At 64.1% G+C, this 23,064-nt stretch carries 15 protein-coding genes and 1 pseudogene; 11 read left to right on the top strand and 5 right to left on the bottom strand.

Translation table 11 applies throughout. From position 1 onward, the window contains the following. Positions 1-15 precede the first annotated feature (15 nt). Entirely contained in the window at positions 16-627 is a 612-nt protein-coding gene (locus AOT83_RS03675) for a TetR/AcrR family transcriptional regulator (RefSeq protein WP_057965154.1), read from the top strand. On the opposite strand, the gene AOT83_RS03670 is transcribed toward AOT83_RS03675, so the two are convergent. Continuing rightward, positions 530-1,726, bottom strand: a complete 1,197-nt coding sequence (locus AOT83_RS03670; RefSeq protein ID WP_057965155.1) for an acyltransferase — start codon at positions 1,724-1,726, stop codon at positions 530-532. The genes AOT83_RS03675 and AOT83_RS03670 overlap by 98 nt on opposite strands. Continuing rightward, complete coding sequence (locus AOT83_RS03665) at positions 1,723-3,519, bottom strand: DEAD/DEAH box helicase (protein ID WP_057965156.1); 1,797 nt, start codon at positions 3,517-3,519, stop codon at positions 1,723-1,725. The genes AOT83_RS03670 and AOT83_RS03665 overlap by 4 nt, the downstream gene beginning before the upstream one ends. 90 nt (positions 3,520-3,609) lie before the next feature. Here AOT83_RS03665 and AOT83_RS03660 point away from each other — a divergent pair, with 90 nt between their 5' ends. From AOT83_RS03660 to AOT83_RS03645, 4 genes are read left to right on the top strand one after another with little or no spacing between them, the layout of a single operon-like run. Continuing rightward, entirely contained in the window at positions 3,610-4,182 is a 573-nt protein-coding gene (locus tag AOT83_RS03660) for an LppP/LprE family lipoprotein (protein WP_057965157.1), read from the top strand. Positions 4,183-4,218: 36 nt separating this feature from the next. Continuing rightward, positions 4,219-7,644, top strand: coding sequence for a TM0106 family RecB-like putative nuclease (locus AOT83_RS03655; RefSeq protein ID WP_057965158.1), 3,426 nt, complete (start codon positions 4,219-4,221; stop codon positions 7,642-7,644). A 20-nt stretch (positions 7,645-7,664) separates the two neighbouring features. Continuing rightward, on the top strand, positions 7,665-8,993 hold the full coding sequence (locus AOT83_RS03650) for an FAD-binding oxidoreductase (RefSeq protein ID WP_057965159.1): 1,329 nt from the start codon (positions 7,665-7,667) through the stop codon (positions 8,991-8,993). Then, on the top strand, positions 8,990-9,343 hold the full coding sequence (locus tag AOT83_RS03645) for a nuclear transport factor 2 family protein (protein ID WP_057965160.1): 354 nt from the start codon (positions 8,990-8,992) through the stop codon (positions 9,341-9,343). The genes AOT83_RS03650 and AOT83_RS03645 overlap by 4 nt, the downstream gene beginning before the upstream one ends. On the opposite strand, the gene AOT83_RS03640 is transcribed toward AOT83_RS03645, so the two are convergent. Both AOT83_RS03640 and AOT83_RS03635 read right to left on the bottom strand, forming a co-directional pair. Next, the gene (locus tag AOT83_RS03640) at positions 9,293-10,699 is read right to left on the bottom strand and encodes a DHA2 family efflux MFS transporter permease subunit (protein WP_199340206.1); all 1,407 of its coding nucleotides are present in this window, start codon (positions 10,697-10,699) and stop codon (positions 9,293-9,295) included. The two genes, AOT83_RS03645 and AOT83_RS03640, sit on opposite strands and share 51 nt — an antisense overlap. Before the next feature lie 82 nt (positions 10,700-10,781). After that, complete coding sequence (locus AOT83_RS03635; RefSeq protein ID WP_057965194.1) at positions 10,782-12,053, bottom strand: Bcr/CflA family efflux MFS transporter; 1,272 nt, start codon at positions 12,051-12,053, stop codon at positions 10,782-10,784. Positions 12,054-12,495: 442 nt separating this feature from the next. On the opposite strand from AOT83_RS03635, the gene AOT83_RS03630 reads away from it, so the two are divergent. The 4 genes and pseudogenes from AOT83_RS03630 to AOT83_RS03610 all read left to right on the top strand — a co-directional run bounded on the left by AOT83_RS03630 (position 12,496) and on the right by AOT83_RS03610 (position 20,061). Continuing rightward, entirely contained in the window at positions 12,496-13,251 is a 756-nt protein-coding gene (locus AOT83_RS03630; RefSeq protein WP_057965162.1) for a hypothetical protein, read from the top strand. A gap of 226 nt (positions 13,252-13,477) precedes the next feature. After that, positions 13,478-17,004: pseudogene (locus AOT83_RS03620) on the top strand (multifunctional oxoglutarate decarboxylase/oxoglutarate dehydrogenase thiamine pyrophosphate-binding subunit/dihydrolipoyllysine-residue succinyltransferase subunit). Positions 17,005-17,097: 93 nt separating this feature from the next. Continuing rightward, on the top strand, positions 17,098-18,414 hold the full coding sequence (locus AOT83_RS03615; RefSeq protein WP_057963892.1) for a lipase family protein: 1,317 nt from the start codon (positions 17,098-17,100) through the stop codon (positions 18,412-18,414). A gap of 330 nt (positions 18,415-18,744) precedes the next feature. Further along, positions 18,745-20,061, top strand: a complete 1,317-nt coding sequence (locus AOT83_RS03610) for a lipase family protein (protein WP_057963891.1) — start codon at positions 18,745-18,747, stop codon at positions 20,059-20,061. Here AOT83_RS03610 and AOT83_RS03605 read toward each other — a convergent pair. Further along, the gene (locus AOT83_RS03605) at positions 20,041-21,225 is read right to left on the bottom strand and encodes a helix-turn-helix domain-containing protein (protein WP_044104283.1); all 1,185 of its coding nucleotides are present in this window, start codon (positions 21,223-21,225) and stop codon (positions 20,041-20,043) included. The genes AOT83_RS03610 and AOT83_RS03605 overlap by 21 nt on opposite strands. Before the next feature lie 243 nt (positions 21,226-21,468). Here AOT83_RS03605 and AOT83_RS03600 point away from each other — a divergent pair, with 243 nt between their 5' ends. Continuing rightward, positions 21,469-22,110, top strand: a complete 642-nt coding sequence (locus AOT83_RS03600; protein WP_057963890.1) for a class I SAM-dependent methyltransferase — start codon at positions 21,469-21,471, stop codon at positions 22,108-22,110. A gap of 95 nt (positions 22,111-22,205) precedes the next feature. Beyond that, the gene (locus AOT83_RS03595; protein WP_030094830.1) at positions 22,206-23,036 is read left to right on the top strand and encodes an SDR family oxidoreductase; all 831 of its coding nucleotides are present in this window, start codon (positions 22,206-22,208) and stop codon (positions 23,034-23,036) included. The last annotated feature ends 28 nt before the right edge of the window (positions 23,037-23,064 follow it).

Below are 23,064 nucleotides of genomic sequence, written 5' to 3'. Positions count from 1 at the left end.
AGAGCGTGAACCAGCATGAGTTGGTTGGGCGACACTCGGACCTCGGTCGCCGCGGAAAAGATCCTCGATGCGGCCGCCGAGTTGTTCGTGCGCGACGGCGTCGCTGCCGTAGGCATGAATGAAATCGCCAAAGCAGCCGGCTGTTCCCGGGCAACGCTGTACCGGTACTTCGAGAACCGCGAGGCGCTGCATATCGCCTATGTGCACCGCGAGGCACGAACCATCACCGGGCAGGTCACCACAGCGGTGGCCGGAATCGACGATCCGACGGAGCGGCTGGTCAGCGCCGTGCTCACCAGCCTGCGGCTGGTGCGTGAAAACCCGGCACTGTCGGCCTGGTTCCGGCCCGGCGAGTATGTCGGCGGTTCACTGGCCCTGCATTCGGAAGTCCTGAACGCCATGGTATCGGCGTTTGTCTCCGCGGAGAATGTCACTGCGGTGACTCACCTGCGGGCTAAATGGTATGTCCGGGTAATCATCTCGCTGCTGTCCTACCCCGAGGACAACCCCGAGGACGAGCGCACTCTGATCACGGAGTTCGTCGCGCCAATGATTTCCGCAGACGTGAACCCCACGCCAGCAGCATCTGCGCAGCCCGATGGATCAGCCACGATGCAGGCACGCTGACCACCATCGTCACCAGAAAAACGATCACCACCGACCCGGTATAGACGTGGTAGTGCAGTAGGTCGACCATCACGATCTCCATCAGGATCATGTGGATGAGGAAAAGCTCATAGGAGATCTCGCCCAGCCACACCATGGGCCGCGATGAGAGAAACCTGACATACCAGCCGGTGTCACCCAGCCCGGCGGGCGCGACCAGCAATGTCGCAATCACCACGTAGAAGATCGATTTGGTCAGTGCTTGCGGCAGTGCCCAGGGCGAGGTCGTCGGGTCTCCGGCTATCCGCGTGGACACGATGAGGTAGCAGATGATCGCGAGCGGCACGGTCACCAGCGCGTAGCACCGCACACCCATCACGGCGAGAACGGACAGAATCATGCCGCCCACGAACCACGAAAGGTAGGCCGGAAGCCACAGTTTCGCACCGTCGGGAAGGGCACTGACGGTGTATACCAGCGTCATCCATGCCGGTGTCACCAGGACCAGAACGCCCAAACCAACCAGCAGGCGCACCGGCCGCCATTGACCCCCACAGAGTTTCTTGATCAGCAGCCACGCCAAGAAGGGCAACGCGACGTAGAACGCCGCCTCGACGGCAAGACTCCAGATCTGGGTCATGCCTTGATGGATATAGCGATACCCGTAATTGGAGGTGTAAATCTGGGTGAGCGTGAGGTTTCGAAGCAAGCCCAGCCAGGTGTGTCCGGGGTTCGGATACTGATCCCGGATGTGATACCAGGTGTACGCGATCGCCACCAGAATCCAGTACGCCGGCATGATGCGCCGAAACCTGTGCCAGGCATAGCGTTTCACCGAAGGTGGGGAAGTTCCATCAGCAGCGGCACGCACCCAGGGCAGGAACAGCAAGAACCCGGACAGAACGAAGAAAATCGGGACACCGATCTCCAAACGAGCCTGCATCAGGTGCAGATATGCCCGCCATGGCGAGACGCCGTCGACGACATAGTTCCCGGTGCTGTAGGCCGCATGGGTGGCCACCACGAGGGTCGCGGCCACCGCCCGGATACCCGTGAGCGCAGCGACGCGTCCGGGACCATGGACGACGGGGGCACTGTCAGTCGCGGGGACCGCCGTCATGGTTTCTTGGGGGACCGCTTGGGACGCTTCGCCTCCGACCGTTTGTGGTCCGTGTGCTTGTGGTCTGGACGCTTGCGATCCGAGAACTTGCGGGCCGGGCGCGCACCATCGGCCCCACCTGCGGGGCGCAGTTCGATGAGCACACCGGAGATCCGGGTGTTCTCCAGTGCCTTCAGCGTCTTGGGCGACAGCTTGGCGGGCAGCTCGACAAGTGAGTGATCGGGGCGGATCGTGATGTGCCCGAAGTCGCTGCGATGCAAACCGCCTTCGTTCGCAATCGCGCCCACGATGGCGCCGGGCATCACCTTGTGCCGCTTGCCGACAGCAATGCGATACGTCGCCAAGCCGGGAGTCTGCGTGCGCGGTTCGCGGGGCCCACGCTCGGGGCGTTCTCCACGCTCATGGCGGGGATCGCGGGGCGGATCGGGCTTGAGCAGGAACTGCTCGCCGTCGCGCGACAGTACCGCCAGCGCTGCGGCGATATCGGCCACCGGCACATTGTGATCGCGTTCGTAGTCCTCGACGAGCCGGCGGAACAGTTCGATTTCCGGTGCCGCGAGCGCAGCGGTAATGGCATCGCGGAACTTCGTCACGCGCTGGGCATTGACATCGTCGACCGACGGCAGCGGCTCCTCGGCAAGTCTGGCACCGGTGGCCTTCTCGATGGCCTTGAGCAGATGCCGCTCACGCGGAGAGACGAACAACACCGCAGTACCCGAGCGGCCCGCGCGACCGGTGCGGCCGATGCGGTGTACATACGACTCCGTGTCGTGCGGAATGTCGTAGTTGAGCACGTGGGAGATGCGTTCGACGTCCAGGCCGCGGGCGGCGACGTCGGTGGCCACCAGGATGTCGATGGTCCCGCTCTTGAGCGCGTTGATGGTCCGCTCACGTTGTGCCTGGTTGATATCGCCGTTGATCGCCGCCGCGGCGAATCCGCGCGCCTTGAGCTTTTCGGCCACCTCCTCGGTGGCCTGTTTGGTCCTGACGAACACGATCATCGCCTCGAACGTCTCGACCTCGAGGATCCGGGTGAGCGCGTCCATCTTGCGGGGGCCCGCCACCTGGATGAAGCGCTGAGTGATGTTCTCGGCCGTGGACGTCTTTGCCTCGACCTTGATCTCCACCGGGTCGTGCAGGTACTTCTTGGTGAGCCGGCGGATGGTGGTGGGCATGGTGGCCGAGAACAGCGCCACCTGCTTGTACTCGGGGGTATCGGCCAGGATGCGTTCGACATCCTCGGCGAAGCCCATGGTGAGCATCTCGTCGGCCTCGTCCAGCACCAGATAGTCCAAGTGCGACAGATCCAACGTGCCGCGCTCCAGGTGATCGATGACACGCCCTGGTGTCCCGACCACAACCTGAGCCCCTCGCTTGAGGCCCGACAGCTGCACCACATACGACTGGCCGCCATAGATCGGCAGCACATTCAGCTTGGGCATATGGGCGCCGTACCGGCCGAACGCCTCGGCGACCTGCAGCGCTAGCTCACGTGTGGGCGCCAGCACCAAGGCCTGGGTGTTCTTCGAGGTCAAATCAATTTTCGAGAGGATGGGGATGGCGAACGCCGCCGTCTTCCCGGTACCGGTCTGCGCCAGGCCCACCACATCCGAACCTGCCAACAACGGCGGGATGGTGGCGGCCTGAATCGCCGACGGTGTTTCGTACCCCACGTCGGACACCGCACGCAGCACCTCGGGGGCAATCTGTAGGTCCGCGAAGGTGACGGCGTCATCCGCGCGTGGTGCACTCGATTCGCCGGTGTCGGGCGTGGGGATATCTGTAGAGGTCATGGCGTCAAGAAGTCTAGGCGCTATAGCGCTCAACTCCCGCCTCCGTGGCATCTTCGATAAATGTCGGTAGTGTGCGGGGCCGTGCGAAGGATGGATGTGGTGGCCGCGCTGACCGTGCTTCCGGCTGCGCTCGCTCTCGCCTGCGCGTGCACCGGCGGCGACAGCACAGTGTCCAAGACGCCGACCAACACCATTGCCTCACCGTCGCCAACGCCGTCATCTCCCGGGACCGCGGGCCCCACATCCAAGCCCAAACCGCCGCCGTCGACCAACGACGACTGCACGGTGAATCTGAAGGACCCGGCCATCGCGGCGGCCATCGCACTCTTACCCCCGGGACCCGATAGTGCCGCCACGTGGAATCCAGTACCGGTAGCGGGCAACTACAACAAGTGCGCTCCCCTGTCGGCGATCATCGTCACCACCGGCAACGGAGCCACACACGCGGCCGATTCCGCCACCCGTGCAGTGTTCTTCCATCTGGGTGGGGTGATCTCCCACGGTGTCCCCGATACCTACGGTTACAACGCCATCGACCTGTCGGCGAGCACCCTGGACACGGTGGTACTCAATTTCTCCAACGGCATTCCCGGTCTCGAAAGTGTGGTGTCGTTCCGCTGGAATGGATCTGGTGTGGAAAAGGTGCAACAGGCCGGACAGTAGCCGCGATCCGTCGGTGCCAGCACCTACAGTGATCGGGTGTTCGTCCTCGACGGCCGGGTCGTCTACAGCGCTTCGGATCTTGCCTCCGCCGCCCGCTGTGAATACGCCCTGCTGCGGGTGTTCGATGCCAAACTCGGTTGGGGGCCTACGCCCCCGCGTGACGATGAACTACTGGCGCGCACCGCGACTTTGGGCGACGCTCACGAGGCTCACCATCTCGCCGAACTGCAGAAGCGCTTCGGCTCCGGGGTAGCCAGCATCCCGTTTCCTCCCACATTCACACTCGATGGACTGAATGCCGCGGCAGCCGCGACCAAACGGGCCTTCGACGACGGGCATCCGGTGGTCTACCAGGCCGCCATGTTCGACGGCCGGTTCCTCGGTTTCGCGGACTTCGTGGTTCGCGAGAGTCAGACATACCGTGTCTGCGATACCAAACTGGCCCGTAGCGCCAAGGTGACCGCATTGCTGCAGTTGGCGGCCTACGCCGATAGCCTGATGGCGGCGGATGTGCCGGTGTCGCCGGAGGTGCGGTTGATTTTGGGCGACCGTTCGACCGTCGACTATCCGGTCGCCGATCTGGTTGGCGTGTATCGCCAACGACGAATCCAGTTGCAGGACTTGCTTGATCGCCATTTGTCGGGCGGCGCCGCGGTGCGGTGGTCAGATGCGCGCGTGCGCGCCTGCTTCCGTTGTCCCGCGTGCGAGCCGGAGGTCGATCGCACTGACGACTTGTTACTTGTCGCGGGCATGCGGATCAGCCAGCGTGCGGCGCTGCTGGAGGCCGGAGTCGGCACCGTCGCAGAGCTGGCCACACGTGTCGAGCCGGTCCCCGATCTGTCGGCGCGCAGTCTGCAACAGTTGGTGGCACAGTCTCAGTTGCAGGTGCGCCAACGCGATAGCGGTGCACCACAATTCGAGGTAGCCGACCCGATTCCACTGGGCACGATGCCAGCACCCAACCCTGGCGACATCTTTTTCGACTTCGAGGGCGATCCGCTCTGGACGGCAGACGGCGTGCAATGGGGGCTGGAATACCTCTTTGGCGTGCTTGAGTACGACCGGTCCGGAAATGAGAAGTTCCGGCCGATTTGGGCTCACGATCGCCACAGCGAACGTAAGGCCCTGACCACCTTCCTGGACCTGGTAGCCAAACGTCGCCGCCGATATCCAGGGATGCACGTCTACCACTACGCGGCGTATGAGAAGACCGCGCTGCTGCGCCTCGCCGGGCGGTACGGCGTCGGCGAGGAGCAGATCGACGATCTCCTTCGGGACAACGTGTTGGTTGACCTCTATCCCGTGGTACGCAAAAGCATTCGCTCCGGATCCAGCGGTTACGGGCTCAAGGCGCTGGAGCCGCTGTTCATCGAATCCGGAAAACGCTCCGGTGATGTCACCACCGCGGTGGACTCGATCAACGAATACGCACGCTACTGCGCGCTGCGCGACAGCGGTGACCCCGCAGCGCAAGAGGTGTTGGACTCCATCGCCGAGTACAACCGGTATGACTGCGCCTCCACACGAAAGCTCCGAGACTGGTTACTGGTACGAGCATTCGAGCACGGCATTACTCACTTGTCCTCCTCTGCCGCTGTCGGCGAAAAGGACGAGCCGGAGCCCGATGAGGTCGGCGCGGCGTTGGCGGCGTTCGTCGGGGATGCCGGTCCCACCGACCGGAGCGCCGATCAAACGGCGGCGGCCATGGTTTCGGCGGCGCGCGGATATCACACCAGGGAGCGAAAACCATTCTGGTGGAGCCACTTCGATAGGTTGAACAATCCCGTCGACGAATGGGCCGACACGGCGGGAGTCTTCATCGTGGAGGGCGCGGAACTGATCGAGGACTGGCATAAATCAGGTAGCCAGCGCAAGCTTCGGCGACAGGTGAGGCTGACGGGCGACCTCGCTGGCGGCGTCCTCGATGACAGTGTCTACGCGCTTTACGAGCCCCCTGCTCCCGCAGGGCTCGGCGACGGGGACCCTGACCGCCGGGCATCTGGTTCGGCCACCGTAGTGGAGATAACCGAATCCGGCGGCGTACCCGTGGATGTGACGATCCAGGAGCTCACGCCGAAGAACGGCGAGGTGTTCACGGAGACGCCGATGGCCCTGGCACCCGGCGCACCGGTGATGACCAAGGCACTGGAATCCGCCATCGAGCAGGTCGCCGCGGATGTTGCCCACGGCCTTCCCGATATGCCCAGTACCGCATCCATCGATATTCTGTTGCGCCGCAACCCTCGTGGCGCGCAATTGCCACCTGTCGGCGACGGCGGATACACCGAAGCCATTGCTTCCGCATTGCGGAATCTGGACTCGTCCTACCTTGCCGTGCACGGCCCACCGGGAACCGGTAAGACCTTCACGGCGGCGCGCGTCATCGCCGAACTAGTGACGCAGGAAGCGTGGCTTGTCGGTGTGGTGGCCCAATCCCACGCCGTTGTAGAACACCTCCTCGATCAGATAGTCGCGGCAGGCGTACCGCCAGAACGGGTGGCCAAGAAGGCCTCGCCCTACAGCGGCGATGCCGCGTGGACCCAGATTCGGGACAGCGACTATGCGGGTTTCATCGCATCCCACGCCGGTGAGGGCGCCGTCATCGGCGGCACCGCATGGGATTTCGCGAACACCACCCGCGTGGCCGATGGGGTGTTGCGGCTGCTGGTCATTGACGAGGCGGGCCAGTTCAGTTTGGCGAACACGCTGGCAGTCGCACGGGGAGCACAGAACCTGCTGCTGCTCGGTGATCCGCAGCAGCTGCCGCAGGTGTCGCAGGGTGTGCACCCCGAGCCGGTGGACTGCTCGGCGCTGGGCTGGCTGGTCGAAGGCCATGGCGCGCTGCCCGCCGAGCGAGGGTACTTCTTGGAGCGCTCGTACCGGATGCATCCCGCACTATGCCAACAGGTCTCACAGCTTTCTTACGATGGCGAGCTCGAGTCCGCGGCCCCGCCACGCAACTTGGCCGGGCAGCTGCCCGGGGTCCGGACGCGGCTGGTGGATCATCACGGAAACGCGACCAGCAGTCCGCAGGAAGCCGAGGAGATCGCCTCGGAGATCACGAGGCTCATCGGTTCGGAGTGGACCGATGAATCCGGGACCCGGCCATTGGCACAGTCCGATGTGCTGGTGGTGGCTCCGTACAACGCGCAGGTATTGACGGTGCGAGCCGCGCTGGCCGCTGCTGGATTGGACGAGGTGTTGGTGGGGACAGTGGACAAGTTCCAGGGCCGCCAAGCACCAGTGGTGTTCGTATCGATGACGGCCTCGGCCGTCGACGATGTACCGCGCGGGATGTCGTTCCTGCTGAACAGAAACCGCTTGAACGTGGCGATCAGCCGCGCGAAGTTCCAGGCGGTGATCGTCCGATCCCCGGCATTGACCGAGTATCTGCCGGCCACACCAGACGGACTGGTGGAGCTGGGGGCGTTCTTGGCGCTAAGTCCGGACCTGGCGCAGTAGCCCATGCCAGACTGAGGTCTATGTCCGCGCTCGTCGATGCCCTTGTCCAGATTGTTGGCGACCGGTATGTCAGCACCGACGCTGACGTGCTGACGGGACGGACCATCGATCACACCGGCCGCTATCGCGGTGCCGCGAGCCTGCTGATCCGCCCCGGTTCCGCCACGGAAACCGGCGCAATCCTGAAGGCATGCAAGGCGCACGGGACCCCCGTCACCACCCAGGGCGGCCGCACGTCGATGGTCGCCGGGACCGTTCCCGAGCACGACGACGTACTGCTGTCCACCGAGCGACTCACCGAGATCGGCACCATCGACACGATCGATCGACGCGTACGCGTGGGTTCCGGCGTCACCCTGGCCACACTGCAACAGGCCGCCGCCAAGGAGAGCCTGCAGTTCGGCGTCGACATCGGCTCCCGCGACTCGGCCACCCTGGGCGGCATGGCATCAACCAACGCCGGCGGCCTGCGCACGGTGCGCTATGGCAACATGCGCGAGCAAGTCATTGGCCTGCAGGTTGCCCTGCCCGATGGATCAATCATGGAGCGCCACAGCGATGTTCGCGCCGACAACACCGGCTACGACCTCACCAGCCTGTTCGTCGGCGCCGAGGGCACCCTCGGCGTCATCACGGCGCTCGAACTGCGCCTGCACCCGGTACCGAAACACAGCGTCGCCGCGATCACCGGGTTCGACGATCTGGATCAGTTGGTCGAGGCGAGCCGGATCTTCCGCGACCTCAGTGGAATCGCGGCCCTGGAACTCATGGACGCCAGGTTGGGTATACCGAGCCCCGTCGCCAACCCATGGCTGCTGCTCATCGAACTCGCCCGCGATAGCGATCCCACCGAAGACCTGGCCGAGGCACTCGAAGCCGCCGGAGTGGCGGATCAGGCCGCCGTCGGTTTGGATGCCACCTCCCGCGAGCGTCTTTGGCAGGTACGCGAATCCATCGCCGAGGAGCTCGGCGTGTACGGCCCACCCCTGAAATTCGATGTCGCGCTGCCCCTGAAACATATCGGCGAGTTCGAGCAGCGCGCCACCGCGCTCATCGCCGCGACTGTCCCCGATGCCATACCCGTCCTGTTCGGCCATGTCGGCGAGGGCAACTTGCACTTAAATGTGTTGCGCTGCCCCGACTCCACCGCGTTGTATCAGCCCATGATGACGCTCATCGCCGACCTGGGCGGCAATGTCAGTTCCGAGCATGGGGTCGGGACGATCAAACGTGACTATCTCGGCATGGCCCGCACGCCGGGCGACATCGCCGCCATGCGCGCCGTCAAAGCAGCCTTCGATCCCACCGGATACCTGAACCCCGCGGTGCTATTCGCCACCCGAGCATGACACTCACCGTCGATCCTCACGGGTTCAGTCGGGACTGGTTCGCGGCGTGGAACGCCCACGACATCGACGCAGTACTCGCGCATTTCCACGACAACGCCGTCTTTACCTCCGCCTATGGCGCCGAGATCGCCCCAGAAACCGGGGGTGTCTTTCGGGGCAAGGACGCCATTCGCGCTTACTGGGCCGATGCCCTCACCCGCAACCCTGACCTACATTTCGAACCGATCGGCACGTACGTGGGCGCAAATGCCCTCGTCATCAACTACCGAAACCACCGGGGTGGCCTCGTCAACGAGGTCCTAATCTTCGATGGGGACAATGTGATCGAGGGGCACGGCACCTACCTTTAGGGCGGCCGGCCGCATGAACAAGGCCGCCAGCAGGCCCACGACCAACGCGGCGATACCCAACAGCATGGATTGCGCCATCGCCGCCGAGAATGGCGCGCGCAGCCCAGGCGGCAACACCCCATCGGAATCGGAATCGGCTGGCATTGAAGGAATTTCGGCAGCCAAACGCGCTGTCATCAACGCCCCCATTGCCGAACTGCCCAGCACACCGCCGACCTGGCGCAGCGTGTTGTAAACACCGGAACCGGCCCCGGCCACCTCGGAGGGCAGATTCCGCGTCGCGGTGGTCGCCAATGGTCCCCAGATGCATGCCATGGCAGCACCGATACCCGCCGCAGGCAACATCAACTGCCACATCTGCGTCTCGGGCCGCATCAGTGCCGTCCACCACAACGTGGACGCCATCATCAGCGTGACGCCGCCGCCGATCAGTATCGAGGGACGGACCCGGTCAACAAGCCAGCCGGTCACCGGCGCCAAGATCCCGCTCACGATCGCGGTCGGTGCCTGCGTCAACGCCGCCTTCGTCGGCGAGAAACCCAGCGCCAATTGCGTATAGAACATCATGGGCAAACCAGTGGAGATCACGCAAAAGCCCATTGACGCGATACCGACACCGGCGAGTGAGAAGTTGCGGTCCGTGAACAACCGCAACGGAATCAGTGGCTCGCCCCGATTCACCGACTGCCACCACACGAACACGCCCAGGACTGCCAGACCGGCGGCCATCATCGCCCACACCCCGGGCGCCCAGTGAAAGCTCTCCCCCTCCTGCAGCGCGAACACGAACGCGAACATGCCCGCAGCCGAGAGCGCCATGCCGGGTAGATCCAGCCGATGCGGATGCGTCGCCATGCGCGGAATGTAGATGGCGCCCAGGATCATTCCCAGCACACCCACCGGAACGTTGACATAGAAGATCCACTGCCACCCCCACCCGTCGACCAAAAGGCCACCGGCAACCGGGCCCACCAGAGTCGCGATCCCGGCGACCGCACCCCACACCCCCATGGCGGTTCCGCGCCGCTGTGGCGGGAACACCCGCTGCACCACCGTCAGTGTCTGCGGGGTCAACATCGCCGCGCCGAACCCCTGCACTACCCGTGCAGCGATAAGCCACCCGATCGATCCGGCGAGTCCACACCACAATGAGGCGGCGGTGAAAACCGCCAATCCCGCCAAGTACATGGACTTCGGGCCGAACTGATCCCCAAGTCGCCCGGTGATCAGCAGCGGCACCGCGTAACCCAGCAGATAGGCACTGGTGACCCATACCGTCGCCGAGTAGTCGGCACTGAAAGCGGCCTTGATGGCGGGATTGGCGACCGACACGATGGTCGAGTCGAGCAGGATCATGAACAGTCCGAAGAGCACCACCCACAACGTCGTCCACGGTCGCGGATAGTCCTGGTCTACAGCTCCGGAATCTAGTCGCCGCTCAGGTGGTGGCACGGCTTCTCACGGCGGCCAACCCCGCCAGGGCCAGCACAACGCCGACCATCATCACAACGGCCACAGCGAGTGCGTTATTGCCCAACGCGCCAACCAACGGCGCGATCACGGCTCCGACACCGAACTGTGCGGCGCCCAGCACCGCTGCCGAGGTACCAGCCGCCTCACCGTGACGAGACAAAGCCAGGGCAGGCGCGTTGGGAATGACGAATCCCATGAATGCCATCAATGTCCACACCGGAGCCACGAAGCCGACGAGCCCACCAACCCCGAGCCCAGCCAGCACCAGCAGTACCGCAGCCGGAATCAGAGCCAGCGACAGGCACCACTGCACAATCTGCTGCGGCTCGAATCGTTTGAGCAACACCACGTTCAGCTGTGAGGCCGCGACAAACGCAATGGCGCCGGCGCCGAACGCGACCGCGAACACCTGCTGATTCATGCCGTACTGGCCCTGCAGCACAAACGACGCACCCGAGATGTAAGCGAATAGGCCTGATAGCGACAGTCCGGCAACAAGCGCCAGGACCACGAACACCTTGTCACGCAGAAGATCGCGATAGGTCCGCAAGATTGCCGTCACCTGCAAGGGGCGCCGGGCGGCCGGCGGCAGCGTCTCGGGCAGCGCCAGGACCGCGAGAATCAGCAGCAGCACTCCCAGAAATGACAGGGCCGCGAACACGTGCTGCCATGACCCGTGCACCAGCACTGCCGCACCCAGCGATGGGGCGAGGATCGGCGCGATGCCGATCACCAGCGTCAGTCGGGAGATCACGGTGGCGGCCGCCTTATCGGTGTAGAGGTCGCGCACCACGGCCATCGCCACGACCATTGCCGCCGCGGCACCCACGCCCTCGATCGCCCGCAGCACACCCAGCACCACAATGTTCGGAGCCACCGTGATGGCCAACGACGCCAAAATATGCAGGGTCGCCCCGGCAATCAGCGGCAGACGCCGCCCCAGCGAATCCGATAACGGACCCACGAGGAGCTGTCCCAGTCCCAATCCGAGCAGCGTCCCGGTCAGGGTCAGCTGCGTCAGGGTCGAGGTGACATGCAGATCCGTCCCAATGTCGGGCAGGGCCGGGAGGTACATGTCGATGGTGAGCGGCCCCAGGGCAACCATCGCACCCAACACGGTGATGAGCCACGCCCTGCCCAACCGAGTGGTGGGGGGAGAGACCGAATCGACCGGTGTCGGAGCGTCCGTGGTCGTCTCACTCCGGGCAGCTGTCATCTCACTGGTCAGCGCTCGCACGCCGCAAAACCTTCCGTTTCCTAACAAATGTGAGTTGGATCTCACCAATTCCATGCCCAGCGACGGTGTGATGAGTCGCCCCCGGTACCCGTCCTGCACCATATCCCCATCGATGTCGCCGAACCTCTGGCGCGACCCGAATAAGTCAATCAACGCCGCCACCGCGGCCAGCAGCGCCACCACGGCTATTCCGCGGTGATTCCGCCCGCTGCGGCTTTGCTCGCCGCCGTCCGAATCCATCTCGCGACCTGCCAGGCCAATACCGCACCCTCGGTGAGCAAAAGTGCTGGATGAGGTCAAGCAGTCATCTGAAACACACCCGATCAACCCCGGGCGTAGGAACGAAAAGCGCTCGTCATTCGTCTTCATTACTGTGAAGACAAAATCTTCGCTCACAACCAGTGGACCCATCCAGCCCACCGCACTGAAGGAACACACGCCGATGAGCACTCGCTTCACCGAACCGCAGCGGCAGCTCGCCCTGGGAGGCAAGGGCAAAGAAACCAAAGTCGGAGCCTCCGGCAAGCTGCTCTCGCTGATCCTGGACCAGAGCACCAAAGTTCAGGAACCCGCGGTCCGCGCGTATGTCCAGAAACTACGAGCCTCCCACCCGGGCGCAGCACCCGGCGAGATCATCACCATGTTGGAGAAGCGCTATCTGGCGACGGTGATGGGCAGCGGCGCGGCAGTCGGCGCCGCCGCCGCCTTCCCCGGGGTAGGCACTCTGGCGGCGTTGTCGGCCACCGCCGGAGAGGCAGTGCTGTTCCTGGAGGCGACGTCCCTGTTCACCCTCGCACTGGCGGCGGTCCACGACATCGAGGTCGCCAAGATCGAACATCGGCACACACTGGTGCTCGCCGTCTTACTCGGCGAGGACGGTGAGACAACCGTCTCGGACGTGCTGGGCAAGGAACGCACCGTCGGCGGCGGCTGGCTGGCCGACGCGACCTCGACGCTGCCGGTACCCGCGCTCAGTCATCTCAACGCCACCCTGCTCAAGCGGTTCACCAAGAAATTCGCGGTGAAACGCGGGGCCATGGCGTTCGGCAAGCTGTTGCCGGCCGGGATCGGCGCCGTCATCGGCGCTGGTGGCAACCGGTTCATCGGCAAGCGGATCATTACCAACGCGCGTAATGCCTTTGGGCCGGCACCGACCGTGTGGCCGGTGCAACTGCGTCTGGTCGCGCCCAAGACCTAGTAACCGGAAGGGTTGGCTGTTCACGGTCCAGCCACCCTTCGGCAATCAGCGGCGCCGATGATGTCGCCTCTGTCATATCACCGTGACACCTCACCCCTTTTGGCGACGCGTTAGCCTGGTACCGGTCGCTGAACGGACTGAATATCGAACGAGACGGAGCGAGGCGAAGACTGCCGTGAACGGTTCAAATCCCCAATTCGGGCAGAACGAATGGCTGGTCGAAGAGATGTACCAGCGATTCAAGGAAGACCCGTCCTCGGTGGACTCCAGCTGGCACGAATTTCTTGCCGACTATGTGGCCGAGCCCGCCACCGATGTCTCCAACGGCCAATCCGCCGCTGCACCCGCTCCCGCACCACCAGTGACCCCCGCGCCCGCGGCGCCGCCGCGGCCGTGGTGAAAAACATGTCGGCCTCCCTGGAGATCCCGACCGCCACGAGCGTCCGGGCCGTCCCGGCCAAGCTGATGATCGACAACCGCATCGTCATCAACAATCACCTCAAGCGCACCCGCGGCGGCAAGATCTCCTTCACCCACCTGCTGGGCTACGCCATCGTCCAGGCCGTCAAGAACTTCCCGAACATGAACCGGCATTTCGCCGAAGTGGACGGTAAGCCGGTCGCTATCACCCCCGCACACGTCAACCTGGGTCTGGCCATCGACCTCCCCGGCAAGGACGGCAACCGCACCCTGGTGGTGGCAGCCATCAAGGGTTGCGAGGAAATGGCTTTCGGCCAGTTCATCAACGCCTACGAGGACATCGTGCGCCGGGCCCGGGACGGCAAGCTCACCGCCGAGGACTTCTCCGGGGTCACCATCTCGCTGACCAACCCGGGCACCATCGGCACCGTGCACTCGGTGCCGCGCCTCATGCGCGGACAGGGCGCCATCATCGGCGCCGGCGCGCTCGAATACCCCGCGGAGTTCCAGGGCACCAGCGAGGAGCGTATCTCCGATCTGGGCATCGGCAAGCACATGACGCTGACGTCCACCTACGATCACCGCATCATCCAGGGCGCTGAGTCCGGCGACTTCCTGCGCACGGTGCACCAGCTACTGCTCTCCGACGACTTCTTCGATGACATCTTCCGCGAGTTGGGCATCCCCTACGAGCCGGTGCGCTGGCGCGTCGACAACCCCGACTCCGTCGTCGACAAGAACGCCCGAGTGCTGGAACTGATTGCGGCATACCGCAACCGGGGACACCTGATGGCCGACACCGATCCGCTGCGCCTGGACAAGACCCGTTTCCGCAGCCACCCCGATTTGGATGTGCTCAGCCACGGGCTGACCCTGTGGGACCTGGACCGCGAGTTCAAGGTCTCGGGATTCAAGGGCCAGGAGTACATGAAGCTGCGCGACGTGCTCTCGGTGCTGCGCGACGCGTACTGCCGGCACGCCGCGGTGGAGTACACCCACATCCTGGAGCCCGAGCAGCAGAAGTGGCTGCAGGAGCGCATCGAGGTCAAGCACGACAAGCCGACCGTCGCCGAGCAGAAGTACATCCTTTCCAAGCTCAACGCGGCCGAGGCATTCGAGACCTTCCTGGCCACCAAATACGTTGGGCAGAAGCGCTTCTCACTGGAAGGCGCCGAGGGCGTCATCCCCATGATGGACGCCGTCATCGATCAGAGCGCCGAACACGGCCTCGACGAAGTGGTCATCGGTATGCCGCACCGCGGACGGCTGAACGTGCTGGCCAACATCGTCGGTAAGCCGTACTCGCAGATCTTCACCGAGTTCGAGGGCAACCTGAACCCGGCGTTGGCCCACGGCTCCGGTGACGTCAAGTACCACCTGGGCGCCTCGGGCACCTACATCCAGATGTTCGGCGACAACGACATCGAGGTGTCGCTGACGGCCAACCCCTCGCACCTTGAGGCGGTCGACCCGGTACTGGAGGGCCTGGTTCGCGCCAAGCAGGATCTCCTCGACGTCGGCACCGATGGTGGCCGCTTCACCGTGGTGCCGTTGATGCTGCACGGTGACGCCGCATTCGCCGGGCAGGGTGTGGTCGCGGAAACCTTGAACCTGGCCAACCTGCCCGGCTACCGCACCGGCGGCACCATTCACATCGTGGTGAACAACCAGATCGGTTTCACCACCGCGCCGGAGCATTCCCGCTCCACCGAATATTGCACCGATATCGCGAAGATGATCGGCGCCCCGATCTTCCACGTGAACGGGGACGACCCCGAGGCCTGCGTCTGGGTGTCACGCCTGGCCGTCGACTTCCGGCAGAAGTTCAACAAGGACGTCGTCATCGACCTCGTCTGCTACCGCCGGCGCGGCCACAACGAGGGCGACGATCCCTCGATGACCAACCCGCAGATGTACGAGGTCATCGACACCAAGCGCGGTGTGCGCAAGACCTACACCGAATCCCTTATCGGCCGCGGCGACATCTCGATGAAGGAAGCCGAGGACGCCCTCCGCGACTACCAAGGTCAGCTGGAGCGGGTGTTCAACGAGGTCCGCGACCTGGAGAAGTACCAGCAGCGGCCCAGCGAGTCGGTGGAAGAAGACCAGCAGCTCCCGCAGAAGCTGGTCACCGCCGTCGACAAGGCACTGCTGCAGCGCATCGGTGACGCCTTCCTGGCGGTACCCGAGGACTTCAGCGTGCATCCGCGCGTCAAGCCCGTGCTGGAGAAGCGCCGCGAGATGGCCTACGAAGGCAAGGTCGACTGGGCATTCGGCGAGCTCCTGGCATTCGGCACCCTGGTCGCCGAGGGCAAGGTAGTGCGCTTGTCCGGCCAGGACTCCAAGCGCGGCACCTTCACCCAGCGCCACGCGGTGATTATCGACCGGCACAACGGCGATGAGTTCAGTCCCTTGCAGCTGGTCAGTGTCGACGCCGAAGGCAACCCCACAGGCGGCCACCTCGTGGTGCACGACTCATCGCTGTCCGAGTACGCGGCCGTCGGCTTCGAATACGGCTACTCGGTGGGCAACCCCGACGCAATGGTGTTGTGGGAGGCTCAGTTCGGCGACTTCGTCAACGGCGCGCAGTCCATCATCGACGAGTTCATCTCCTCCGGCGAGGCCAAGTGGGGGCAGCTCTCCGAAGTGGTGCTGCTGCTCCCCCACGGCCACGAGGGACAGGGCCCCGACCACACCTCGGGCCGTATCGAACGGTTCCTGCAGCTGTGCGCCGAGGGCTCGATGACGGTCGCGATGCCCTCGACACCCGCGAACTACTTCCACCTGTTGCGCCGGCACGCGCTGGACGGCATCACCCGGCCGATGGTGGTTTTCACACCGAAGTCCATGCTGCGCAACAAGGCTGCGGTCAGCGATATCAAGGACTTCACCGACCGCAAGTTCCGCTCTGTCCTCGAAGAAGCCAATTACGAGGACGGGGTCGGCGATCGCAGCAAGGTCCGCAGGATTCTGCTGACCAGCGGCAAGCTGTACTACGACCTGCTGGCACGTAAGACTGCCGACAAGCGTGACGACGTTGCGATCGTGCGCATCGAGCAGCTGTACCCCATCCCGCGGTATCGCCTGGAGGAGACTCTCAGCCGTTATCCGGATGGCGCACAGTACATCTGGGTGCAGGAAGAGCCTGCCAACCAGGGCGCCTGGCCGACCTTCGGTCTGAACCTGCCCGAGGTGGTGCCGCGCCTGGCGGGTCTGACCAAGATCTCCCGCCGCGCCATGTCGGCGCCGTCATCCGGTTCCTCGAAGGTGCACGCCGTCGAGCAGCAGGAGATCATCGACGAGGCCTTCGCCCCCACATCTGCGCAGGAGTGATTGAGCCCAAGGTCAGGCCCGCCCCTTAGGGGGCGGGCCTGATTCATTCTTGGACCTCTGCCCCGTTGCGCGCGTGTTCAATACGCTGCGCCAATGACGGCCAAGACCGCACCCGCTATCGAACCCATAACACTGCCGGTGGAGGAATGGCCACCGCTCAGCGGCAAGCCCAGGCCCTCGCCCGAAGACCCGTTCTATCGCCCTCCGTCCGGCTGGGAAAACACACTGCCCGGAAGTCTGTTGCGGCGCAGGAAAGTTCGGATCGCACTGTTCGGCGTCATTCCACTGCGCCTGCAGGCCTGGCACCTGCTCTACCGCACCACGGATCTGCACGGAGCGCCCGAAACCACCGTGACAACGATGCTGGTTCCCCGCGACGCACATGAGACATCGCCGGTCCTGGCCTACCAATGCGCCATCGATGCGGTGTCCCCGCGCGCCTTCCCCTCTTATGGGCTGCTCCCGCATACGTTCGGGCTCAACCAGACCCAGAACGAACTGCTGTTGATGGTGGCCGCACTCGCCCGCGGTTGGGTCGTTTCGGTGAGTGATCACGAAGGCCCACAAGGACTGTGGATGGTGGCCCGGCAGCCGGGGTACCACGTGCTGGACGGTGTGCGAGCTACCTTGAACGCCAGTGGCACACACGGCATACCCCAGCTCCCCGCCGATGCCCCCGTCGGATTCTGGGGATATTCCGGAGGCGGGACGGCGAGCACCTGGGCGGCAGAAATGGCTCCTGTCTACGCTCCAGAACTCAATGTCGCCGGAGCCCTACTTGGCGCTCCCGCGGCTCAGCCGGGCGCGCTGGTGCGCAAACACAGCGGCAGATTTGCCTCGGGACTCATCCCACCGGTGCTGGCCGCGATGATGCGGGCACACCCGAGTGCACGCGAATTCCTTGGCGAGCACCTGAACCGGCGTGGCCGTCAGATCATCACCAAAGCGGCGGAGGTGGGCCTGGTCGAATCGGCGCTGCGGTGGCCCTTCAAGAACTTCGACACGCTCGTCGATCGGCCCGTCGAGGAATTGATGAGTACCCCCGAAATCAGCACTGTCACCGACGAAATGCGCCTGGGGCAACGCACGCCGAGCGCACCGGTCTACCTGTACCACGCCGTCCACGACCAGCTGCTGCCGATCACGGCCTCCGACAAGCTGGCACACGACTACATCGCGGGCGGCACGCATGTGACGTACCGGCGCGACCGGACCACCGAGCACATCCTGCTCGCGGTACTCGGCGGCAGTGACGCCCTTGGATGGTTGGCTGCGCGGTTAGCGGGCAGACCCCTGCCGCCGGAACCGGACGTCCGTACCGTGATCTCGACCTCGTTGACCTTCCGCGCCGCGCGGAGCCAACTGCGCTGGCAATGGGGGATCTTGAAGCTGTTCCTCGGGCGCCTGTAGATAGCGCATCGGTGGCCATCCTTTGTGCCAAGAAAATTAACCAGTGTGTTCATTTTGGGTAGCGGCATTCCCCACTAGCAACCCTCTGGGCAGCGATGATGGTGGCCCATGTATCCTGAGAATGGTCTCGAGGTTGACTTCGGCCGTTTGCCTCATCGGTGATGAACCACAAGGTCACACAGGCACCTTGGTGAGTAACCCCGATTCAATGTCGATTCGTTGCCACGAATCATTCTTGTTGAATACGCTGCGCAAATCCCCTGATTCTTCTTCGGCATCAGCACAGCCCATCGATTCACCCGGGATGACAAGAGCTAGGACAGGAGCCAGATGACAGCCGGCACTGCGCCCACGTCGGCCCCGGCGACCCAGCCCATCGAGGCCTGGCCGATGCAACTTGGCAAGCCACTACCGTCGCCGCAGGACCCGTTCTTCCGTCCAGCTGACGGCTGGGAGAAGGCCGCACCCGGAACACCCCTGCGACGCCGGCGAGTTCAGATCGGCTTCTTCGGGATCTTCCCGCTGAAGCTGCATGCCTGGCAGGTGCTCTATCGCAGCACCGACCTGCACGGTGCGCCGGAGACCACGGTCACCACGGTGCTCGTCCCCAAGAACGCGACATCGGAATCGCCGCTGCTGGCCTTTCAGAGTGCTATCGACGCTGTCACCCCCAAGAGATTCCCCTCCTACTACCTGCAGCACCGCACCTTCGGTATCAACCAGTCGCAGAACGAGTTTCTGCTCGCGGTTGCCGCACTCCAACGGGGATGGATCGTCACCATCAGTGACCATGAGGGCCCGAAGGGTCTCTGGATGGCACCCAAACAACCCGGCTACCACGTACTGGACGCGCTGCGCGCCACCATTGCCGCATCCGGTGAGGACGGCATCCCGCGCTTGACCAACCAGACACCAACCGCGGTATGGGGGTACTCGGCCGGCGGCAACGCCACCGCCTGGGCCGCCGAACTCGCCGGTGAGTACGCACCCGAACTCAACCTGGTGGGGGCATTGATCGGCGCGCCCGCACCCCAACCTGGCCCCCTCATGCACCAGCTCAGTGGCCAGTACGCTTCGGGCCTCATCATCATCGTGCTGGCGGCAATGATGCGGGTAAGCCCCTCCATCCAGGAGTTTCTGCAGAAGCACCTCACCAAAAGAGGCCGCCGGATGGTCGAGAAGGCCGAGCGTCTCACCGTCATTCAGGCCCTGCTGTACTGGCCATTTCTCAACTTCAACAAGATCTTCGATCGCCCGCTTGAGGAGGTGATGGACACCCCGGAAATCGCCGCCCTCACCGACGCGATGACACTGGGGCTGCGCACCCCCACCGCACCGATTTATCTCTATCACTCGATCCACGATGTCTTGTTGCCGGTTTCCAGCACGGACCAGCTCGCCGAGGACTACATAGCCGGTGGCGCACAGGTCACCTACCGGCGCGACCGCGCCAGCGACCGCGTCTTCTTGTTACTGTCCGGCGGTCATGACGCGCTCGGCTGGCTTGATGAACGCATGCGCGGCAAGACATTACCCACGCGACCCGATGTCCGGACCGTATTGTCAACGGTCCTGTCGCCACGCGCCGTGATCATGTACCTCCGACAGATCCTGGCGGTCGTGAAGCTACTTGCCGGACGACTGTGACGGCATACCGCCGGCAGTTCTGACCGCTAGCAGGGCCGCCGCCAATGTCCGTGCGGCCGAGGGCTGCGCGGGGTCCAGGCCGGTGAGTTCCGCGACCCGGCGCAACCGGTAGTCGAGGGTATTCGGATGCACATGCAGCGATTTAGCCGCGAGCTGCCGTCCGTGCTCGTGTTGCAGATACGCACTGAGCGCCTGCTGCAAATGCGGGTGGGCCACGAGTGGCTGGATGGTGGCGGCAAGCAGATCCCGGGCTCTGCCCGGACGGGTGATCTGGTACTCCAGCAGCAGATCGGAGAGCCGGTACGCACCCGGTGTTCGGCCGAGCCGTAATGCGAGCAAGGCCAATTCGCGTGCTTCATCCGCTGCGGCGGCAATCTCACCGGGGTCGGTCGCATGGGAAACTCCGAGCGTGACCGGTCCCCCGGCCACCTCGGAGAACAAGGGCAGCAGTGACTCCACCGCGCCCACCGCAGGCAGCAAGATGGTGCCGCCGCGGCCATCCAGGGAGGTAAGCACGGGCTCGCGTGCGTGCTCGTCGACGATGTCCTGCACCAGATGCGCACGTCTGCGCGCGACCACGGTGTTGGCTGCGGGCTCGGGCATGTACAGGAACAGCACGTTGTACGACAGTGCGAGCGTGACACTGGCACGTTCGGCGGCATCGGTCCACGGCACCCCCTTGACCAGAGCATCGAAGAGGTCGCGCCGGGCCTCGGTCGTCGCGCTATAAAGACCTTGGCGCTCTTCGAGATACGCGGCGGTGACGGCAGGAAGCATCAATTGCAGGTATCGCTGCACCTGCATGCTGATGGCCAGCACCTGATCGAACTCGTCGGGGGTTGCCAACTCCCGGAGTGTCTCGATGCCGACCCGAGCGGCGACGTTGTAGACGGCCAGGATCGCCGGTAGCGGTATGTCCTCCTGCGCGCGCCGAGACGCAGCCAGGATCGACACCGCGAATTCGTCCTCGGTGGGCGCCCGCGATTCCAGCATCACCCGGGAGAAGATTCGGAAGTGCTGCTTGGTGAACTCGGTGATTTCACCGTCGAGAACCTCGCGCGGCAGCATTCCGTAGTACGGCACCTCGGAAGCGAAGCAGTCCACCGCGCGGCGCGCCGTTTCCGGCAGCCGACGCATGAACCGATCACTGAGTGACGCCGTCATCAGCGGACTCCAACCTTCTCCCACTGCATCGTGGAATACCCGTATCCCTCACCGATCACATCCGTGAGACCCTTGCGCACCCTACCGTCCTGTACCCGAGTTGGGAGGTTTGCTCGAAGGTTCATCGCAGCGGTTCGCCGGTTATTGGGGCCGGTCATAGCTTTCGGGCGTGGGCCTCGTATCTTTCACAAAGATCAGGACGAGTCACCGACTTTCCGCGAGCGCCGATCCTAGGTTTCAACGATGACTGCCATCGCCCCACGGCGTTCGCTTAATAATCTGGTCACGCGGTACTGGACCGTGATGTCGAAGGTGTACAACTTCCCGCTCGTGCAGCGCCACATCTACAGCCCGGCGCAAAACGACACCATCAGGCAGCTACGCGCACACGACGCACGGCGGATCGCCGATATTGCCTGTGGTACTGGCATATTGGCGTCGCGGATTCAGTCCGAGCTGCCCCAGCCATCTGTTTACGGAATCGATATGTCCGATGGCATGCTCGCCAAGGCGAGGGCACGGTCCGCCGACGTCCAGTGGAGGAAGGCGCCCGCGGAGCAGCTCCCGTTCGACGACGGCACTCTGGACGCGGTCGTCACAACGTCGGCATTCCATTTCTTCGATCAGCCCGCGGCACTGGCGGAGTTCTATCGCGTACTCGCCCCGGGCGGCATGGTCTCGGTCGCCACGATCTGTCCGAGGGAGCGGCGCTGGATGCGGCGCGGAACCGGAGAACGCGGACCTGCGCACTTTCCCACGGCCGGGGAAATGGAGCGGCTCTTCTCGCGTGCCGGGTTCGATGTCGTCGTGCATCGCCCGGTGGAGCGCCCGTTCACGCCACCGCTGGTGTCGGTCGACTGGATCTGCGTTGGCCTCAAGGCCTGACCCTCACCTACCCGGCACCCGACCGCTCCGCGCCACCATCCATTACCCTCACTGATTGACGTCAGCGTCGCAACGTAAATCTGTCAGGAGTAGTCATGGATGGCTTCAGCGGCAAGGTGGCCGTGGTGACCGGTGCGGGTTCGGGAATCGGACGTGCACTGGCGGTGGAACTCGCGCGCTCGGGCGCCAAGGTGGCCATCAGCGATATCGACAACGAGGGCCTCGCCGAGACCGAACGTCAGATCAAGGCCCTGGGCGCGGAGGTTCGCTCCGATCGGCTGAACGTCGCCGAGCGCGAAGCCTTCCTGCTCTACGCCGACGTCGTCAAGGAGCACTTCGGCAAGGTCAACCAGATCTACAACAACGCCGGCATCGACTTCCACGGCGACCTGGAAGTCAGCGAATTCAAGGACATCGAGCGGATCATCGACGTCGACTACTGGGGCGTGGTCAACGGCACCAAGGCCTTCCTGCCCCACCTGATCGCATCCGGCGACGGCCACGTCGTCAACGTCTCCAGCATCTTCGGCATCATGGGAGCTCCCGGCCAAAGCGCTTACAATGCAGCCAAATTCGCGGTGCGCGGCTTCACCGAATCACTGCGCCAGGAGATGATCACCGGCAAGAAGCCGGTCGCGGTCACCTGCGTACACCCCGGCGGCGTCAAGACCAACGTGGCCCGCAACGCCACGATGGCCGAGGGCTACGACCACGCGCAGTTCGCGAAGTTGTTCGATCGGGTCGCACGCACCAGTCCGCAGGCGGCGGCCCGGATCATCCTTACCGCAGTCCGCAAAAAGAAGCCGCGTGTACTCGTCGGCCCCGATGCCAAGGTGATCGACTTTCTGGTTCGACTCACCGGTGCGCGCTACCAGGATCTGTTCGTTCTCGTCGAGCGATTCCTGATGCCCAAACGTTCCCACTGACCCATTACTCTGACTATTTGACAGTCGT

It is taken from the genome of Mycobacteroides sp. H001 (assembly GCF_001440005.1).
Classification (GTDB): domain Bacteria; phylum Actinomycetota; class Actinomycetes; order Mycobacteriales; family Mycobacteriaceae; genus Mycobacterium; species Mycobacterium gwanakae.
Note: the sequence above shows the minus strand (reverse complement) of the source record. Positions and strands in the feature narration are given on the sequence as shown.

What these genes read in the sequence shown, in the direction of transcription:
- AOT83_RS03645 (WP_057965160.1), top strand. Translation starts at nt 8,990, where the DNA reads ATGACACTCACCGTCGATCCTCACGGGTTCAGTCGGGACTGGTTCGCG.
- AOT83_RS03670 (WP_057965155.1), bottom strand. Translation starts at nt 1,726, where the DNA reads ATGACGGCGGTCCCCGCGACTGACAGTGCCCCCGTCGTCCATGGTCCC.
- AOT83_RS03600 (WP_057963890.1), top strand. Translation starts at nt 21,469, where the DNA reads ATGACTGCCATCGCCCCACGGCGTTCGCTTAATAATCTGGTCACGCGG.
- AOT83_RS03650 (WP_057965159.1), top strand. Translation starts at nt 7,665, where the DNA reads ATGTCCGCGCTCGTCGATGCCCTTGTCCAGATTGTTGGCGACCGGTAT.
- AOT83_RS03660 (WP_057965157.1), top strand. Translation starts at nt 3,610, where the DNA reads ATGGATGTGGTGGCCGCGCTGACCGTGCTTCCGGCTGCGCTCGCTCTC.
- AOT83_RS03595 (WP_030094830.1), top strand. Translation starts at nt 22,206, where the DNA reads ATGGATGGCTTCAGCGGCAAGGTGGCCGTGGTGACCGGTGCGGGTTCG.
- AOT83_RS03605 (WP_044104283.1), bottom strand. Translation starts at nt 21,225, where the DNA reads ATGACGGCGTCACTCAGTGATCGGTTCATGCGTCGGCTGCCGGAAACG.
- AOT83_RS03675 (WP_057965154.1), top strand. Translation starts at nt 16, where the DNA reads ATGAGTTGGTTGGGCGACACTCGGACCTCGGTCGCCGCGGAAAAGATC.
- AOT83_RS03665 (WP_057965156.1), bottom strand. Translation starts at nt 3,519, where the DNA reads ATGACCTCTACAGATATCCCCACGCCCGACACCGGCGAATCGAGTGCA.
- AOT83_RS03630 (WP_057965162.1), top strand. Translation starts at nt 12,496, where the DNA reads ATGAGCACTCGCTTCACCGAACCGCAGCGGCAGCTCGCCCTGGGAGGC.
- AOT83_RS03610 (WP_057963891.1), top strand. Translation starts at nt 18,745, where the DNA reads ATGACAGCCGGCACTGCGCCCACGTCGGCCCCGGCGACCCAGCCCATC.
- AOT83_RS03640 (WP_199340206.1), bottom strand. Translation starts at nt 10,699, where the DNA reads ATGATCCTGCTCGACTCGACCATCGTGTCGGTCGCCAATCCCGCCATC.
- AOT83_RS03615 (WP_057963892.1), top strand. Translation starts at nt 17,098, where the DNA reads ATGACGGCCAAGACCGCACCCGCTATCGAACCCATAACACTGCCGGTG.